General features: G+C 35.7%; 17 protein-coding genes. 11 read left to right on the top strand and 6 right to left on the bottom strand.

Features of this window, described 5'->3' with window-relative positions; genetic code table 11:
• The first annotated feature begins 7 nt into the window (after positions 1–7).
• The 5 genes from ACSKY2_RS02870 (at position 8) to ACSKY2_RS02850 (ending at position 6529) form a co-directional block, all read left to right on the top strand.
• Positions 8–1519 (top strand): PTS transporter subunit EIIC, encoded by a 1512-nt coding sequence (locus ACSKY2_RS02870; protein WP_489878083.1) that lies wholly within the window; start codon positions 8–10, stop codon positions 1517–1519.
• Positions 1520–1540: 21 nt separating this feature from the next.
• Positions 1541–3850 (top strand): glycoside hydrolase family 65 protein, encoded by a 2310-nt coding sequence (locus ACSKY2_RS02865; protein WP_489878082.1) that lies wholly within the window; start codon positions 1541–1543, stop codon positions 3848–3850.
• Positions 3851–3854: 4 nt separating this feature from the next.
• On the top strand, positions 3855–4526 hold the full coding sequence (gene pgmB / locus ACSKY2_RS02860) for a beta-phosphoglucomutase (RefSeq protein ID WP_489878081.1): 672 nt from the start codon (positions 3855–3857) through the stop codon (positions 4524–4526).
• Between the two features lie 202 nt (positions 4527–4728).
• Complete coding sequence (locus ACSKY2_RS02855; RefSeq protein ID WP_489878080.1) at positions 4729–6123, top strand: flavocytochrome c; 1395 nt, start codon at positions 4729–4731, stop codon at positions 6121–6123.
• Positions 6124–6211: 88 nt separating this feature from the next.
• Positions 6212–6529, top strand: a complete 318-nt coding sequence (locus tag ACSKY2_RS02850; protein ID WP_489839324.1) for a SemiSWEET family transporter — start codon at positions 6212–6214, stop codon at positions 6527–6529.
• Positions 6530–6616: 87 nt separating this feature from the next.
• Here the strand turns inward: ACSKY2_RS02850 and ACSKY2_RS02845 are convergent, their stop codons facing one another.
• Positions 6617–6778, bottom strand: a complete 162-nt coding sequence (locus tag ACSKY2_RS02845; protein WP_491737207.1) for a hypothetical protein — start codon at positions 6776–6778, stop codon at positions 6617–6619.
• A 259-nt stretch (positions 6779–7037) separates the two neighbouring features.
• Here ACSKY2_RS02845 and ACSKY2_RS02840 point away from each other — a divergent pair, with 259 nt between their 5' ends.
• Together ACSKY2_RS02840 and ACSKY2_RS02835 are read left to right on the top strand one after the other, a co-directional pair.
• A complete protein-coding gene (locus tag ACSKY2_RS02840; protein WP_489878078.1) occupies positions 7038–8054 on the top strand; it encodes a zinc-dependent alcohol dehydrogenase family protein in 1017 nt (338 codons plus the stop codon).
• A 195-nt stretch (positions 8055–8249) separates the two neighbouring features.
• Positions 8250–8633 carry a VOC family protein gene (locus ACSKY2_RS02835; RefSeq protein WP_489878077.1) on the top strand — a complete coding sequence of 128 codons (384 nt, stop codon included), beginning with the start codon at positions 8250–8252 and terminating at the stop codon, positions 8631–8633.
• A gap of 174 nt (positions 8634–8807) precedes the next feature.
• On the opposite strand, the gene ACSKY2_RS02830 is transcribed toward ACSKY2_RS02835, so the two are convergent.
• Both ACSKY2_RS02830 and ACSKY2_RS02825 read right to left on the bottom strand, forming a co-directional pair.
• Positions 8808–9137, bottom strand: coding sequence for a putative quinol monooxygenase (locus ACSKY2_RS02830; protein WP_489878076.1), 330 nt, complete (start codon positions 9135–9137; stop codon positions 8808–8810).
• A 263-nt stretch (positions 9138–9400) separates the two neighbouring features.
• The gene (locus ACSKY2_RS02825) at positions 9401–10501 is read right to left on the bottom strand and encodes an iron-containing alcohol dehydrogenase family protein (RefSeq protein ID WP_489878075.1); all 1101 of its coding nucleotides are present in this window, start codon (positions 10499–10501) and stop codon (positions 9401–9403) included.
• A gap of 296 nt (positions 10502–10797) precedes the next feature.
• Here ACSKY2_RS02825 and ACSKY2_RS02820 point away from each other — a divergent pair, with 296 nt between their 5' ends.
• From ACSKY2_RS02820 to ACSKY2_RS02805, 4 genes are all read left to right on the top strand, one after another.
• The gene (locus ACSKY2_RS02820; protein ID WP_489878074.1) at positions 10798–11187 is read left to right on the top strand and encodes a tautomerase family protein; all 390 of its coding nucleotides are present in this window, start codon (positions 10798–10800) and stop codon (positions 11185–11187) included.
• Between the two features lie 371 nt (positions 11188–11558).
• Entirely contained in the window at positions 11559–12656 is a 1098-nt protein-coding gene (locus ACSKY2_RS02815) for a glycerol dehydrogenase (RefSeq protein WP_489878227.1), read from the top strand.
• Between the two features lie 103 nt (positions 12657–12759).
• Positions 12760–13056 (top strand): helix-turn-helix transcriptional regulator, encoded by a 297-nt coding sequence (locus ACSKY2_RS02810; protein ID WP_489878073.1) that lies wholly within the window; start codon positions 12760–12762, stop codon positions 13054–13056.
• 38 nt (positions 13057–13094) lie between these two features.
• A complete protein-coding gene (locus tag ACSKY2_RS02805) occupies positions 13095–13457 on the top strand; it encodes an SRPBCC family protein (protein WP_489878072.1) in 363 nt (120 codons plus the stop codon).
• A gap of 112 nt (positions 13458–13569) precedes the next feature.
• Here the strand turns inward: ACSKY2_RS02805 and ACSKY2_RS02800 are convergent, their stop codons facing one another.
• From ACSKY2_RS02800 to ACSKY2_RS02790, 3 genes are read right to left on the bottom strand one after another with little or no spacing between them, the layout of a single operon-like run.
• Positions 13570–14544: an amidohydrolase family protein gene (locus ACSKY2_RS02800; RefSeq protein WP_489840582.1), complete on the bottom strand. Its 975-nt coding sequence runs from the start codon at positions 14542–14544 to the stop codon at positions 13570–13572.
• Positions 14545–14586: 42 nt separating this feature from the next.
• Positions 14587–16044 (bottom strand): PTS transporter subunit IIC, encoded by a 1458-nt coding sequence (locus ACSKY2_RS02795; RefSeq protein WP_489839333.1) that lies wholly within the window; start codon positions 16042–16044, stop codon positions 14587–14589.
• A 29-nt stretch (positions 16045–16073) separates the two neighbouring features.
• Positions 16074–16811 (bottom strand): sugar phosphate isomerase/epimerase family protein, encoded by a 738-nt coding sequence (locus ACSKY2_RS02790; protein WP_489878071.1) that lies wholly within the window; start codon positions 16809–16811, stop codon positions 16074–16076.
• Between the last annotated feature and the right edge of the window lie 33 nt (positions 16812–16844).

Raw genomic sequence — 16844 nt, 5'->3', positions numbered from 1 at the left:
CATAACAATGGCAAAGCAGAATTATGATGAATTAGCAAAAGATATTATTAAAGACGTTGGTGGTAAGCAGAATATTGATAAAGTGATTCACTGTATTACACGTTTACGTTTTTATTTAAATGATGAAAAGCAAGCAGATACAGATGCCATTCAAGATTTGGATGGTGTTGCAGGAGCAGTTTACAATTCGCAATTAGGCCAATATCAGGTCGTTATCGGTCAAGCAGTGGAAGATGTTTATGATAAGGTTATTGAACAATTAGGCGATGATGTCGTTGATCAAGAAGCAACAGATGCAGCAGTTGAAGCAACTGGTGGTCAACAAAAAAATAAGCCAAGTGGTTTTTTTGGTACGATTAAGTATGGATTCCAATTATTAATTGGAACAATTACAGGATCAATGATGCCAATTATTGGGTTATTAGCAGCATCTGGTATTTTAAAAGGGTTCTTAACATTATTTACCTTTAATTTAGGGTGGATCAATGAATCTTCAACCACTTATCAAATAATTAATACGATGGGTGACTCAACCTTTTATTTCTTGCCAATTCTCGTTGGTTATACTGCTGCAAAACAATTGAAATCGGATCCAATTATTGTTGCAGCCATTGCAGGTGTACTTGTTCATCCAACGATGGTTGAGTTAGGTGCCAAAACCTCAAAGCATTTTGCTAATTTTCTTGGTGTAACAATGAATGCTAATTTCTTCGGATTACCGATTCATATTCCATCATATACGTATTCAATTTTTCCAATTATCTTTGCAGCGTGGTTGGCACGTCCAGTTGGTAACTGGTTTAAAAAAGTTTTGCCATTAAGTCTACGTTCAATTTTCCAACCTTTGTTTACACTATTTATCGTTTCAACTGTCGTTTTAGTTGTCGTTGGACCGGTCATTACATTGATTTCATCAGGATTGGCTGCCTTTATTAATTGGATTGTGACTTTGAATCAAGCAATCGCTGGGTTACTAATTGGTGGATTATATCAAGTCTTGGTCATCTTCGGTCTGCACTGGATGATTGTCCCTTTGATTTCAAACGATATCGCCCAAACTGGACATTCCGTTTTGAACGGGTTAATTAATTTCACAATGATTGCACAAGGTGCTGGCGCATTAGCTGTTTGGGCAAAGTCAAAGATAACAAATATTAAGAGTTTAGCCTTGGCGGGAGCACTTTCAGGTTTTGCTGGTGTAACGGAACCAGCGATGTATGGAATTAATTTGAAATATGGTCGTGTCTTCTGGATGGCAAATATTGGTGGTGCTATTGGTGGTTTGATTGCTGGTCTATTGCATGTTGATATGTTTGGTTTCACCGGCTCGTGGATTGGTTTTCCATCATTTTTCTCAAAAACAAATCCTAATAATATTTGGTACTTTGTTATCGCCGGTGTTGTGACAACAATTGTGTCATTCGTTGCTGTTTACTTCTGGGGATTTAAGGATTCTGATGTACAAACTGCAAAGCAAGCAGAAAAGAAGAATGTCTTTAAGGACGCAGTGAATAATTAATTGAAATGAAAGGAATGATTAATGAGTCAAAAAGATTGGCAGTTAAACTATTCGAAATTGGCAACTGGTGTGCGATCATATGGTGAGGAATCGTTACTAACTCTTGGCAATGGTTATCTGGGTTGGCGTGGTGCACCTGTAATGACATCGTATAGTGATGATCATTATCCAGGTTTATATGTCGCTGGTGTCTTTAACCAAACGTCAACACCAGTAGCTGGTCGTGATGTTATTAATGAAGATATGGTTAATTTGCCTAATCCACAATTATTGAAAATTTATGTTGATGATGAATTAGTGACATTTAATCCAACAAAACGAACAACCACATTACATTTCGATACAGGTATTTTGTCAGAAAGCTATACATTACCGACAATGAAGGGTGAATTGACTCTTAAAACAAGAAAAGTTGTTAATCCGCGACAAATGCATCAAATCGGGATGGAAGTGGCCATTAGTGGAGATTTTAATGCAGATATCACTGTGCAATTAATAATTGATGGTCAGGTTGAAAATAAAAATGTTAAGCGTTATCGTGATTTTGACTCTAAAGAGTTTCATGTGACAGCCTCAACGGCTAATAAATTGATTGCTGAAACGAAACAATCAGGTATTAAATTAGTTGTTGGTGCCAGAACGATCAGTGAAATGGCTGACTTCGCTATAACGACGAGCCATGAGCAAGTCATTGCAACCGGCGAGTTTCATTTATCACCGAATGAAGTGATTAACATTGAGCGTGTTATTGGTATTGCAACAAGTTATGAAGAAGAAGAACCTGAATCAATTGTTGATGAACAATTAAAACAGGCAACATTTAAAAGTATTCTGGCCGATTCTGTTTCCTATTGGCACGATGTTTGGTCTGAAGCAGATATTATCTTAGACAGTTCTGATCCAGATTTACAACGTATGGTTCGTATGAATGTCTTTCATCTTCGTCAGTCAGCACAACATAATGCCAATCAATATTTGGATGCGTCGGTTGGTTCAAGAGGATTAACAGGGGAAGGCTATCGTGGCCATATCTTCTGGGACGAAATTTTTGTTGTACCTTATCTAGCTGCCAATGATCCAAAAACGGCAAAAGATATTCTAAAGTATCGTATTAACCGTTTGCCAGGTGCACAAAGGAATGCACAAATTGATGGTGAAAGTGGTGCGATGTATCCTTGGCAGTCTGGTATGGCAGGTGATGAACAAGCGCAGATCATTCATTTAAATACCGTTAATAATGAATGGGATCCGGATAACTCAAGATTACAACGACATGTTTCACTCGCAATTGTCTATAATTTATGGATATACGTACAACTAACAGGAGATGACAGTATTCTTCACGAAGGTGGTTTGGATGTTGTCGTTGAAACTTCAAAATTTTGGCTGAATAAGGTAACTTTAGGTGATGATAATCGTTATCACCTGGCTGGTGTCATGGGACCAGATGAATTCCATGAAGCGTATCCTAATGCAAAAATTGGTGGTATGACGGACAATGCTTATACCAATTTAATGCTCACATGGTCACTCAACTGGTTGCAAGAATTGAGTAAAGACAATACCTTACCTTCTATTGATGCAGCTTTACTCACAAAGGCAGAAGATGTTGCGAAACGCTTATCATTGGAAATTAATGAAGATGGTATTATTGCGCAATATGCAGGGTATTTTGATCTCAAATCTGTTGATTTTAAAGCATATCGTGATAAGTATGGTGATATTCATCGCATTGATCGTTTAATGAAAGCAGAGGGTGTATCACCTGATGATTATCAGGTTGCAAAACAAGCTGATACATTAATGACACTATATAATTTAGGTGCTGAACATTGCTTGAAATTAGTGAAACAACTTGGATATACGTTACCCTCAAATTGGTTGGCAAAAAATAAGGATTATTATCTTGCTCGGACAGTCCATGGCTCAACAACCTCACGTCCTGTTTTTGCAGAAATTGATATTAAGCTAGGTCATAATCAGGAGGCACTAGATTACTTAACAACAGCAATTGGTTCTGACTATTATGATATTCAAGGCGGTACAACGGCAGAAGGTATTCACATTGGTGTCATGGGTGAAACTTTAGCTGTTATTCAAAATGGTTTTGGCGGTGTTTCATTACGTGATGGTCATATTGTGATTAATCCTAGTTTGCCTGATGGTTGGAAAAGATTATCATTCAAACAAAAATTCCGGGGTATTTTAATTTCGTTGGACATTTATCCGCATGAAGTCAAAGTTGTGACTGATCAGACTACTGTTGCGACAATTTATGATCAAGTGGTTAATTTACGAGCTAACGAAGAAAAAACAATTACGGAGGTTTAGACATATGGGGGATTTTAATGCAATTAAAGGTTTTGCGTTTGATATGGATGGTGTTTTGGCCGATACGGCTCGTTTTCACACAATTGCTTGGCGCAAAATTGCTGATGAAGTCGGTACAACCTGGACAAAAGAATTAGAAGAAAGTTTAAAAGGCATCGATCGCATGGGAAGTTTAGCGCTAATCATTTCAGCTGGTGGTCATGAAAATGACTATGATGAATCAGCTCGTGAGACATTAGCTGAGAAGAAAAATGCCAATTATCGAGAACTAATTTCAACATTAACCCCAAAAGATATTCTACCAGGGATGCAATCATTCTTAGATGAACTAAAGAAAGCTGGTTATCAAATGAGCGTTGCTTCGGCTTCTAAAAATGCGCCATTTATCATTGAACGATTAGGTTTAGACACATATTTTACAGCTGTTGTTGATCCAGCATCAGTGTCTGCCGGTAAACCTGATCCTGCTATTTTTTCTGCAGCAGCAACTGTTTTGGATTTGTCACCTTGGCAAGTCATTGGATTAGAAGATTCAGCAGCTGGTATTAAAAGTATTAATGGTGCCGGCGAAATTAGTATTGGTATCGGGGATGTCACTGTATTATCTGAAGCAGATGTGAACTTTAAGCAAACGAGCGATGTGACTTTAGATGCTATTAAGGTTGCCTTGTCTTAAATAATACCGACATATGAAAAGTGTTGGTATGATGTATACTCCAAAAGTTAAAGTAAAAATTTAACTTTTGGGGTATTTTTGTATCTTTTTTATTAATTAATAATTCTTAAAACGTTTAACCCTTAAAAAGGGTTAAACGGTGCATACAAGTATGGTATTATTTGTGACACATATCATTAAGTATAATAAAGGAAGTGATATCATGGCAAAGTTTATTTTTCCAACGAAAGCGATTAGTGATTTAAAGAATAGTTATGATTTTGTAGTGATTGGTTCAGGTATAACAGGGATGACTGCAGCAATTCAAGCACAAGAATTAGGGCTGGATGTAGCTATTTTTGAAAAGTTATCAGTATTAGGTGGTAATTCTGTGCGTGCTTCAACGGGGATGAATGCGACTGAAACTTTAGTGCAACTTTCACATGGGGTTATTGATGATCGTGTGGCTTTTTATGACGAAACTTTACGTGGTGGTCATGGTACAAACAATCACCAGTTATTAAAATATTTTGTCGGTCACTCTGAATCAGCGATTAATTGGTTAGCAAAACACGACATTAATTTAACGGATTTGACGACGACTGGTGGTATGTCACAAAAACGTGCACATCGACCAGAAAATAAAGAGGCTATTGGCAATTATTTAGTAAAGAATTTACAAAAACAACTACTTAACAAGCAGATACCACTTTTTTCAGAGACAAAGGCAGTACAAATAATCAAAGATGATGGGGAAGTAACAGGATTAAAGGTTAATCACCGTGCTATCGGTGATAAAGTCATTCAAACGCGAGCAATTTTAATTGCGACTGGTGGCTTTGCTCAGAATAAGATGATGTTAGCAAAGTATGCTCCAGAGTTACTGTCCTTAAAATCAACGAATCACGCAGGAGCAACAGGTGATGGGGTGCAATTAGCAGTTGCAGCTGGTGCCTCATTAGTTGATATGAACAAAATTCAAGTGCATCCTACTGCACAACAAGATACTGATCATGTTTATTTGATTGGAGAAGGTGTGCGAGGTGAAGGTGCCATTTTAGTTAATCAAGATGGTCAACGTTTTGTGAATGAGATGACTACTCGTGATGAAGTAACTGCGGCAATTAATCATTTAAATGAAGATGGTGCGACGCTAATTTTTGATCAAGGCGTACGCCAGGCATTTCCAGCCATTGATTTTTATGATGCTGTTGGCTTAGTAAAGCAGGCAGATAGTTTGTCACTACTTGCTGAAAAAGCTCATTTAAATAGTGAAAAGCTTGTGACAACGGTTGCAGAGTGGAATGAAAGTCAAATATTAGGGATAGACACAACGTTTGGCCGGCAGAATGTCATTCATCGTGAGCTGACGATGTCACCATTTTATGCGATTCATATTAAGCCTGCTATCCATTACACGATGGGAGGTATTAATATTAATCAGTTGACGGAAGTTTTAAATAGACAGGGAAATAAGATTAATGGGTTATATGCTGCTGGTGAAGCTGCTGGTGGTTTACATGGTGACAATCGAATTGGTGGTAATTCAATTGCCGAAACTGTTATTTTTGGCCGTCAAGCAGGAATCCAAGTTGCAAAATACATTTTAGAACTTTAAACTGCTATTTTTACTTGCATATTATTTTTATATTAGTACCATGAAATATGAGTATTATTATGTCTGTTGGGAGGAAAACAGTAAGACAATGAACAGTGGTACCGACGATTCAGGTGATAGACAGGGTGTTATCGATTCACAAAAGAAAGAAAAAATCGTACGTATTATTAGTGAACTAGCGACGATAATGTGTGTATTGATGTATGTTTCGTATATTTCAGAAATAAATAGTAATTTATCGGGACACCCCGTACCGCTTAGTCAACCGCTAACAATGATGTTAGATGCAATCTTATGGACTGGTTATGGATGGTTAAAAAAATATCGTGATTGGCCGCTAGTGATTTCAAATGTACCTGGCGTATTTTTTGGAATTGTGACAATTTTGACGATATATATTCACTGACAGTAAAAAGTTAAATATAAAAAGTGACTGGCTATTTTCATAGTCAGTCACTTTTTGTTTTTTAAAATAAAATGTTGTCTATAAAGTTTATTGTGCCACGTAGCCACCATCAATAACAAATTCTGATTCTTTTAAAGCGAAATAAACACAGCTATAGGCGATATTATCTGGTTCCCAAAGATGTTTCATTGGTGTTTTAGAACGTTGTAACATAAATTCAACCATACCAGGGGCATTTTCTTTAACCATGGGTGTGCGAATGTAACCAGGTGTGCAGTTATTCATATTTTTAATGATTTATGCCGTTATAATTAAAGAAACAAAATGACGCACTTAATTGTTAATAAAACGTTTTTATTTATTTAAATATATTTTAATAGTATGTTTAATATAATTTTTAGTATAAAAATAAGTCAATAATATGTCATTACAAAAATCACTTGATATTTGTTGCGTAAGCGTTTACTATGTTTGTGAGGGTTATTTATATACAAAAGGAGATTTTATCATGGAAGCACTTGTGTTAACGGGGATTAAACAGTTAGAGGTGAAGGATGTTGAGCGTCCATCAGTATTACCTAATGAGGTCTTAATCCATACTGCATTTGCAGGAATTTGCGGAACAGACCATGCGTTGTATGCTGGATTACCTGGTTCTACAAATGCTGTGCCACCAATTGTTTTGGGACACGAAAATTCGGGCGTAGTTACTGAAGTAGGGGATGCAGTCACAAATGTTAAAGTAGGGGATCGTGTGACTGTTGATCCTAATATTTATTGTGGTCAATGTAAATTCTGCCGTACCGGGCGTCCTGAATTATGTGAGAATTTGTCAGCTGTTGGTGTGACGCGTGATGGTGGTTTTGAAGAATATTTTACTGCACCAGCTTCAGTCGTTTATCAAATTCCTAATAATGTTTCATTGAAATCAGCATCAGTTGTTGAGCCAATTTCTTGTGCTGTTCATGGTATTAAGCTTTTGAAGGTATCACCTTACCAAAAGGCTCTAGTTATTGGTGATGGCTTTATGGGTGAGTTGTTTGTTCAAATTTTGCAAGCTTATGGTATTCATCAAGTTGATTTAGCAGGTATTGTTGATGAAAAACTTGCAATGAATAAAGAAAAGTTTGGTGTTAAGAATACTTTCAATACAAATAATGGTGATAAAATTCCGACAGAAGCTTACGATGTTGTGATTGAAGCAGTTGGTATGCCACAAACACAAGAAGAAGCGATTGCATCAGCTGCACGAGGCGCACAAGTATTGATGTTTGGTGTTGGTGGTCCAGATGCAAAGTTTGAAATGAACACATATGAAATTTTCCAAAAACAATTAACAATTCAAGGATCATTCATCAATCCAAATAGTTTTGAAGATTCGTTAGCTTTGTTATCGTCTGGTAAATTAAATGTTGAAAATTTGATGTCACATGAATTGGATTACAAGACAGTTGATGATTTTGTTAATGGTAAATTAGGTGTTGTTTCTAAGGCTGTCGTCAAAGTTGGTGGTGAAGAAGCTTAATTGATCTTTGAAACGCAAAAATAGTGATGTAGACGCATCAGTGAGTGGCTTTTTTGCTCAGATATCAGATAAGTGTTAGTTGACGTTATTGGGAGAATATGTCTTTCGTAACTTACTTTACTGATTAATTGCTGTTGGCATATAACATCAGTGAATACGAAATAGGTGTTATTATAAAAAGTAAAGGGGAAAATGATGGCATTTGCTGATTATTATTCAGGATTACAACATGTTGGTATTCCAACATCTTCTTTAGAGGAATCGGAAAAATTTTTGGAAAAGTTAGGATTTAAAAAAGTTGGTGATTTTCCAGTTGGTCATGTTATCTTTATGCAACGTGAAAATTTAGTTATTGAAGCATGGGCAGGCGATGAAATTGTTGGTAAGCCTGGTGCAATTAATCATATTTCAATGGACACAAATGATGCAGATGCAGCATTTGTGGCAGCCAAAAAAGAAGGCTTCCAGTTAATTGATAATGAAGTACAACATTTACCATTTTGGGATAAAGGCATTAAATTCTTTAATGTTCAAGGACCAGATGGTGTGATTGTTGAGTTTTGTGAAATAATTGCGTGAGATTAACAAAAGAAGCTAGGATAAAAGTAAAAACAAATCTGAATATTCAAATTATACATGATGAAATTGACTACTTATCGTAATTATATGATAAGCACCTGTTGAACTACAGGCGTCATCTTCGTATAGTATGGATATTTATTGTTAATAAGACTTTTATCCTAGCTTCTTTTGTTAGTGACGTATGAACTTATCATCGTGTGATGAGTCAGATGTATCTTTTCGATAACGTTCGACGGTCATATGTAAATCGTATTTCTCTCGCAATTGTGCTAAATCTGTCATCATTTCTGATGCGTGGTGCTTATCGAGTGCATCTTGATTTTCCCAACTATCAATTAGCATGACCGTTTCAGGATCATCCCAGGGTATAAAATAATGATATTTCAAGTTGCCTTTTTCAGCACGAATTTTTGCAACAATTCCCTGGTCAATCATTTCTTGAACAAATTTTTTTGCAGCACCATTTGTCCCAGTGTAGTATAAATTAACGGTTAAACACATTGTTTTTTCCTTTCGCCTGTGTCTTTTAAACAGTACTATTATATTAGAAAACGATTTCAAAATCAAAAGAACAGATATCATATCAGGCACTAAATGATTAAATAACATGAAATGAGTGAATTTTATACTGTCGTTATTTTAGTATAATATCCGTATATGTTACAAATATTTATAACAATTTTTTATTTAAAAAAGAACTTGAAATCTAATTGATTGACATCAGGACATCAGTAGATAACAAGTTCTTATTTTTGTTATTATGTCTATTTCGTAACGGCCGTTGTAATATCTTCCACTGCTAAAATAGACTCTTTGATCGTATCCGTGGTAATTGGCGTTTTCGTAGGAACGAAATGCATTTGCGTACTTGGGTCCGCTGCAGTTTGCGCAAGATATTCAATATCTTGGTCACTAATATCTTTTAAATCAAGATCCGCTAGGCTAATTGGTAAACCAAGCTTGATATAGAAGGGTAATAGCTTTTTCAAATCGTCAGTGTGATGTTCAATCGCCAATAGGACGAGAATACCATAAGCAACTTTGGCACCATGTAGATGTGATGATGTTGCTGGAAAGCTAGTCAATGCGTCATGAATGGCGTGAGCACCAGAGGCACGACCATAGTCATCACCCCAACCGCCAACAGTTCCTGCCATAACAATAATCGTTTCAGCAACCTGGCGCCATCTTGGTGTTAACTGACCTGCGCGCATATCATTTACGGCGCCAATAGCATGCTTGAGCAAAATTTCTTTACAGTTACGACCCATTTGTTGTGAAATCATTAGGGCAATTGTATATGCGTTTTCAGGTAATTGTTCAAAAATAAGTTCAGATTCATAGAATTTTGCTAAAGTATCACCAATACCAGCCACAAAATAATCAATTGGTGAATTTAGAATAACCTGTGGATTTAATAACATTAAATTTGCGGTTTCTAAATAGATTTGATGATCAATATGTTCACCGGATTCTTTGTAGTGGACAGAAATAGCAGACCAAGGTGCGCAATTACTAGCTAAAGTTGGTATTAATACAAGGTAACGATGGGTTCCTGTTGTGACACTTTTAGCGGTATCAAGAACTTTACCACCACCAAGACCAACGACCATATCAATTTGATTCTCATCTGCAATGCTTCGTATCCGAGCAATTTCTTCATATGAACATTCACCGCCAAAAGGCACGTCAATGACTTTAACATTAGTTGGCCAATCGGGTAAGTACGGTTGTGCAGCCGCTAAAGATTTCTCACCATGTAAAAATAATAATGACTTAATATTTAATTCATTAATAAATTCTGGTAAATAATTGTAAGCCTCATTATCTGAAATATAACGCTGTGGTCCACTTTGTGAAATCATATGATGCTCCTTTATAAATTAATTAATAAACCTAACAAACTATCTGTGTAATGGGTTCATTAGTGACGTATTATCGACCTAAAAAAATAAAAAGTCAATTATTTTTTAATTAAATTCTAATTATTTTAATTTATCAGTATTGTTTATTGTTGTTACAATATTTTTATTAAAAATTTATTCATATATTCTTGCATTTAATCATGTCATGTTGGAAATATGATTAAATGAAAGTATGTTTTTGTATTAATCAGTTAATTTCAGTAGAATGATAGGTAAACAGAAGGGAGATTCGTGTGATGCCACTTGTGAGATTTGATTTAATTAAAGGACGTACAAAAGAGGATATTGAGAATATTCTGAAAATTACGCAAATAACTGTAGTCAATAATTTTGGGGTTGATCAACGAGACTGCTATCAAATTGTAACGCAACATGAGCCCTATGAAATGAATATTCAGGATACAGGATTGGGTTTTGAACGGAGTCAAAATGTGCTGGTTGTCTCGGTGACTAGTCGGCCTCGAAATGAATCTGATATTAAGAATTTTTATGCGGAGTTAGCCCATGAATTGGCAGGACACAAGTTAGTGGCTGAAAATGATTTGATGGTTAATTTTACGATCAACGGGGATGCTAATTGGAGCTTTGGCTTTGGTGAGGCACAATTTTTAACGGGGAAACTTTAAATAGCGATGATGTTTGGAGAAATTGGAACACAAGTTGTTATGACACCCTTAAACGTGTTTCAAAAAATGACGTCTTTCCAACAACAGGCACCTAATTGTCGTTACAATCGTCTTTAGAACGTCTTTTATTTCATTCTCGTTTTGTTATATTTTGTAAAAAATATGGTTGATAATGATGGCGTATGCAATATAGATTGGTAAGCATCAATAAATGATAACTCATTTACCAGCGTCATACGGGTAAATTGCACGTTTTGAAAAATTTTGAGCAAGTTGCTGGTCATATACCTTCAGATTTGTTAGACTTTATTTAGTGAAATAAATCACAAAATAAGAACCGTAAATTTTTCATATGGGGGATAATAAATATGATTAAAGCATTTTCAAGTCCAGCACACTATGTTCAAGGAAGTGGGGTATTGGATCATCCCAAGGAATACCTTGAAAACTTTGGAAAAAAACCAATATTATTGTGTGATGAGATTGTTTGGGGAATTGTGGGTGAAAAATTAAGTCATATCTTATCATCTGATTTTATGGTAACGCATGTGACCTTTGGTGGTGAAGCGTCAGAGGAGGAAATTGATCGAGTCGTTGCCATTGGTGAGAAAAATGCAAATGATTTTATTATTGGTTTAGGTGGTGGTAAGACATTAGATACGGCAAAAAATATTGCTGATAAATTACAAATTCCTGTTGCTATTTTACCAACAGTAGCTTCAACAGATGCACCTTGTTCAGCATTGTCGGTACTCTATACACCTGAAGGACAATTCACTAATTATGCTTTTTATGATAAGAATCCAGATATCGTTTTAGTTGATACAAAGGTTGTTGCTAATGCACCAGTACGGAATTTAATTGCTGGTATTGGTGATGCGATGGCTACGAATATTGAGGCACAAGATGTTGCAAGAGGGTATAATAATTCAATGTTAGGACAATCACCAACACTGGCATCTTTGGCGATTGCACAAACATGTGAGGATAATTTGTTTGCGCACGCCCATGAAGCTGTTGCTGCGACAAAAGCTCATGTTGTGACAGCAGCTCTAGAAACAATCGTTGAAGCAAATACGTTACTAAGTGGTATTGGCTTTGAAAGTTCAGGGTTGGCTGCTGCCCACGCCATTTATAATGGTTTTACCGTTTTGTCTGGTGAAAGTGAAAAAATGATGCATGGTGAAAAAGTTGCCTATGGATATCTTTGTGAACTAGTGTTAGATAATGTTCCAACGGAAGTATTAAATAAATATATTGATTTTAATCAATCATTAGGTTTGCCAACAACTTTGGCTGATTTACACTTAGAGAATGCAACATATGATGATTTCTTAAAAGTTGGTCAGCAAGCAACAATTCCAACAGAGACAATTCATCAAATGCCGTTTGAAGTAACTGCGGAAGATGTTGCTAATGCGATTATGACTGTCGATAGCTATGTTAAAAATAGAGAAAAAAAGAATTAATAATATTTAGATGAGAAGATTTGGTTATAAAATAGCTGAGTCTTTTTTAGTGACTGCTTGTATAATGTATTTTAAGTACAGACTGTGTTGGAGGAATCGAACAATGAAAAATCAATTGGGAAGTTCATTAAAAAAAATTCGTAAACAACAGCATCTTTCACAGGACGCTGTTGCACGAGGTATTTGCGCACAGTCAATGTTATCAGCTATAGAGAATGGCAAGTATATGCCGAATGCACGTTTGTTGCTATCTTTGTATGACCGTCTTTCAGTTAGCTTAGATGAAATTAGCTTATCTAGTGATTTTTTGATCTCAACTAATAAACAGTTTAATCAAGTACTTTCCAAATTGTGCAACCAACATCAATATGAAGACTTAAAAAAATTTTTTCAAACGTAATTATTGCTAACGCAAGTCAAGTACAGATCGCTAAAATTTTGTCAAACCCACAAACTTTAATAAAATGGGTACCAGAAATCACATTAGTAAAGCAAGAAGGCGACCACTTCGTAATTACTAGAAGTGGTTCGGCAGTTAATCAATATGAGAAAATTACTGTCAAAACAGAAGATGGTATTATCGAATATACGAGTACTAGTGGTAATTTATCATATGAAATTATATTTAAATTAAAGGGTAATCATGAACAAACGACTGTTCAAGAAGATGTTTATTTAGCAGAAAAGGCGGAGATACATTTACCGTTACAATTACTGAAACCAATTGCAAAGCATGCTCTTAATATCAACTTAAATCATTTAAAGACATATGTTGAGCGGGTAGGTCATATTGAAAAATAAAGAGACAAAAAAGATCAAAGTGAAGATAAATCCTTCATTTTGATCTTTTTTCATTTTAATTGAAATGGCGCTGTCTTAGTTTTCTAAGTTTAGGATATTCGGTAAATGTGATTTACTGTTTTACAACTGGGTCATCGGCATTAGCGATGGCAGCAACGGCTGTTGGTTTGAAGTAGACGCGTAAAGCATTGTTATACATGACATCGGCATATTCTGCTTCAGTAAATATGTTTGTGCTTTCTAACCAAGTTGCTAACTCATGATATGTGTTGAATGTGGCAGACCATGGAGAGTCAGTTCCCCAGATGATACGTTTTGCGCCTAACATTTCTTTAGCAATTTTAACATCTTGTTCACAACGTGGAAATGGAAAGACTGTTTCACTTTCAATATCTTGAATAGCTGAGATATCTGTGTAAATATTCTCATATGGTTGCCATTGTGCAAGTGCAGCACGTAAACGGTCTGGGTGATCAGCATTTGGAAATGACAAATGGCAGACAACAAAGTCAATATTTGGATACATTTTAGCCAGATTAGCAATCGCCTCTGGTTGATAACTAAATTGTTCAAAATTACCATAATCTACCGTGACAACGAAACCAGGATAGTCAGAAATGAAATGCATGATACGGCCAATGCGTGGATTAGTATCTAGTCTGAATGGTGTGTCATAGTGATAACCATGCATACCACCACCTTGGCTAATTTCAAATTTAATAGCCCGGAAACCTAAATCAACGACATATCGTTTAACGATATCCATGTAAAATTCTGAAAATGGATCAACTGAGAAGGCACCGATAAACTTATCGGGATATTTTTTAATTGCTTGATAGGTGTAATAGTTTTGATAACCATTAAGACTACCCTGTAAAACAACAGCTTTTTCAATATTAGACTCAGCCATCATATCTAGGGCTGCCTCAGCGGTAAAGTTATCATCACCACGACCATCGGGAATTAGCTTAATGATAGTACCATCATCCCAAACTGCACGACCATCTCCCAATGGGGTTAAGCGTCCTTTACCGTTAAAACCAGCAATTGCCCGAACTAAATGTAAATGTCCATCAATTTTTTTAATCATTGTTAAGTTAACCTCAATTTCTTATTTATTGTGTAAAAGTTATACGATTTTTTCAGTGCTACCATTAAAACCAGCGTTCTTTTCAGACATTTTCTTAAGGTATAGCCAGATTTGTTCGCGATGTGTTCGAAGCAAAACGGCAAATACGACATAAATAATGATAGTTAAGCCGATCCATATTGGATTTTTTGAAATCCAAGCGGCGAAAATTAACGCGTTTAAAGGGCGCGCCATTAAGTTAAAGCTGGTGATAAGCACAATACCAGCAGGAATAGCAACACCATAATGTGAAATAGCACCTGTATAAACACTACCTAGCCAACTGCTTGCATAAAGACCTAGACTAAACCAAATTACGCCGTTGCAGATAACCTTTAATATGTTACCGTGTGTAATTGCAACAATCGATTCAATCATAAATGGAATTGAAATAAGATCTACAACGGGCAAAGTTTTGTTGCCAGGCAAAATAAATGCGATCAGGACCATGATCGGAATTAAAATAATACCCGCAATAATGGTTGCTGGTTCACCATAACCCACACCATCATCAACAGCCAAGAACCAACGTTTCTTATCTTTTATAGCTAATTCTTCAGCGTCTTCATCAGTTGTCACCTCATCCTTTGAACGCTTGTTATCAATTTCTTCAGCTAGAGGTGAAAATGCCTTTGAGAAAACGTCAGTTACAAGAGGGAAGATTGTCATGACAGCTGACAGAGCAATTGCAAATGACAAAATTTGTCCCCAAGCTGCCAGTGTATTTAATGACTTTAGATTTCCTAATAAGCCAATAATGATTCCCAAAATTGCCCCTAGTGTGGTTGGTTCACCAAAGACACCTAACTTTGTTTTAAATGTTTCTGGTGTCATTTTCACTTTGTTAAATCCTAATAGGTTCCAAAGCGGATCAAGTAAAATAGCTGGAACGGCTTGCTCCATATTATGAAGAGAACAAACACTTGCATTTTTAACACCAAAATAATTTGACCAGCGATCAGCTTGTGTTTCTGCTAGTGCCAACGTGTATAGTAACATAAAAAATGATAATCCTAATGATAACCAAAAATTATGAGTGACATAATATGCAAGTGTTCCCCAGACCATGAAGCCAAAATTATTCCATAAATTAGAAGGCATAAATATTTTAGTCCAGCCAATTGCAAACAACACTAATTCCAGAATTAAGCCGAAGACGAAAAAACTAAGGCCGACAGTAGAACCGAATGTTGCTAGTGAGCCGGCTTGCCAACCAATATCCACAATTGGTAGATGAATACCGGTGTTATTCACCATTTGTTTGATAATTTTAGTAACGATGGGGGTAAATGCCGAAATAATCCAACTAAATCCGGTTAGACCAACACCAGCATAAAAGGCGCTCATCATAGCAGTTTTTAATGAAACTCGTAGGCACAAGGCTACGATAAAAATCATAATGGGCACAACGACTGTCGCCCCAAAGGTTTGAAAAATATGATTTATAAACTCTAACATAAAAAGTTTCTCCGTTTGAAATAGAAGTGTTAGTAAGCTTTTGTAATAGATTTAATTTTTAATAAATCCTGTGTTAATTTTTCAGTAGTTGATTGATATTCAAAACCATAGTTTTGAACTGAACATTTAGAAATAATCCTTGGAATATTAATAGCACCAATTTCAAGAGATTGCGTTGTAGACCAAGTGTCTGAAGATTTAGAAGCATTCTTTAAATGTAAGTAACTAACATTTGGCATTAATTTATCAATAGCAGTTATTGGATTTGTATCTAACCAAAGCCAGTTCGCTGTATCAAAACAAAATGTAATAGGCATTTTGTTAGCATTAATAATCTCAAAAAAATGCAAAATATTGTTTAGATTACTTTCTATTGATGATTGATTATTTTCAACAGTTAAAGAAATGTTTTGTGTGATAGCATCTAAAAATCTGCTTGGGAAAATATTGTCAAAATTTTCTAATGAACCAATTGTCATTTTTAAATTTTTACCATGTAATTTCTGTAAAATATTTAATTGATCAAAAAAATGTTCATTAAAGTGGCCGTCTTTAATAAGCGGTTCGTTTGCACTGTAATAGACTGCCATATTTAAATCTTGCGCTTGCTGTACAATTTTAGGAATGTCTTTTTCTTGCAAAAATTCATCACGCAATTCAATAGCATCAAAACCCATGTCATGAGCTAGAGGAATGAGTTGTGATTGTGAATAACCACTGTTTAACTTATCTACCAATGCAATGGTATTAAGAATAAAGTGGGCCATGTTGTACCTCCAATAAAAATATTAAGCATAATT

It is taken from the genome of Weissella sp. ESL1156, assembly GCF_058505625.1.
The sequence above is the reverse complement of the archived record's forward strand: the minus strand, read 5'-3'. Positions and strand labels throughout refer to the sequence as shown.

What these genes read in the sequence shown, in the direction of transcription:
- ACSKY2_RS02855 (WP_489878080.1), top strand. Translation starts at nt 4,729, where the DNA reads ATGGCAAAGTTTATTTTTCCAACGAAAGCGATTAGTGATTTAAAGAAT.
- ACSKY2_RS02845 (WP_491737207.1), bottom strand. Translation starts at nt 6,778, where the DNA reads ATGGTTAAAGAAAATGCCCCTGGTATGGTTGAATTTATGTTACAACGT.
- ACSKY2_RS02840 (WP_489878078.1), top strand. Translation starts at nt 7,038, where the DNA reads ATGGAAGCACTTGTGTTAACGGGGATTAAACAGTTAGAGGTGAAGGAT.
- ACSKY2_RS02870 (WP_489878083.1), top strand. Translation starts at nt 8, where the DNA reads ATGGCAAAGCAGAATTATGATGAATTAGCAAAAGATATTATTAAAGAC.
- ACSKY2_RS02810 (WP_489878073.1), top strand. Translation starts at nt 12,760, where the DNA reads ATGAAAAATCAATTGGGAAGTTCATTAAAAAAAATTCGTAAACAACAG.
- ACSKY2_RS02795 (WP_489839333.1), bottom strand. Translation starts at nt 16,044, where the DNA reads ATGTTAGAGTTTATAAATCATATTTTTCAAACCTTTGGGGCGACAGTC.
- ACSKY2_RS02835 (WP_489878077.1), top strand. Translation starts at nt 8,250, where the DNA reads ATGGCATTTGCTGATTATTATTCAGGATTACAACATGTTGGTATTCCA.
- ACSKY2_RS02865 (WP_489878082.1), top strand. Translation starts at nt 1,541, where the DNA reads ATGAGTCAAAAAGATTGGCAGTTAAACTATTCGAAATTGGCAACTGGT.
- ACSKY2_RS02820 (WP_489878074.1), top strand. Translation starts at nt 10,798, where the DNA reads ATGCCACTTGTGAGATTTGATTTAATTAAAGGACGTACAAAAGAGGAT.
- ACSKY2_RS02790 (WP_489878071.1), bottom strand. Translation starts at nt 16,811, where the DNA reads ATGGCCCACTTTATTCTTAATACCATTGCATTGGTAGATAAGTTAAAC.
- pgmB (WP_489878081.1), top strand. Translation starts at nt 3,855, where the DNA reads ATGGGGGATTTTAATGCAATTAAAGGTTTTGCGTTTGATATGGATGGT.
- ACSKY2_RS02825 (WP_489878075.1), bottom strand. Translation starts at nt 10,501, where the DNA reads ATGATTTCACAAAGTGGACCACAGCGTTATATTTCAGATAATGAGGCT.
- ACSKY2_RS02850 (WP_489839324.1), top strand. Translation starts at nt 6,212, where the DNA reads ATGAACAGTGGTACCGACGATTCAGGTGATAGACAGGGTGTTATCGAT.
- ACSKY2_RS02830 (WP_489878076.1), bottom strand. Translation starts at nt 9,137, where the DNA reads ATGTGTTTAACCGTTAATTTATACTACACTGGGACAAATGGTGCTGCA.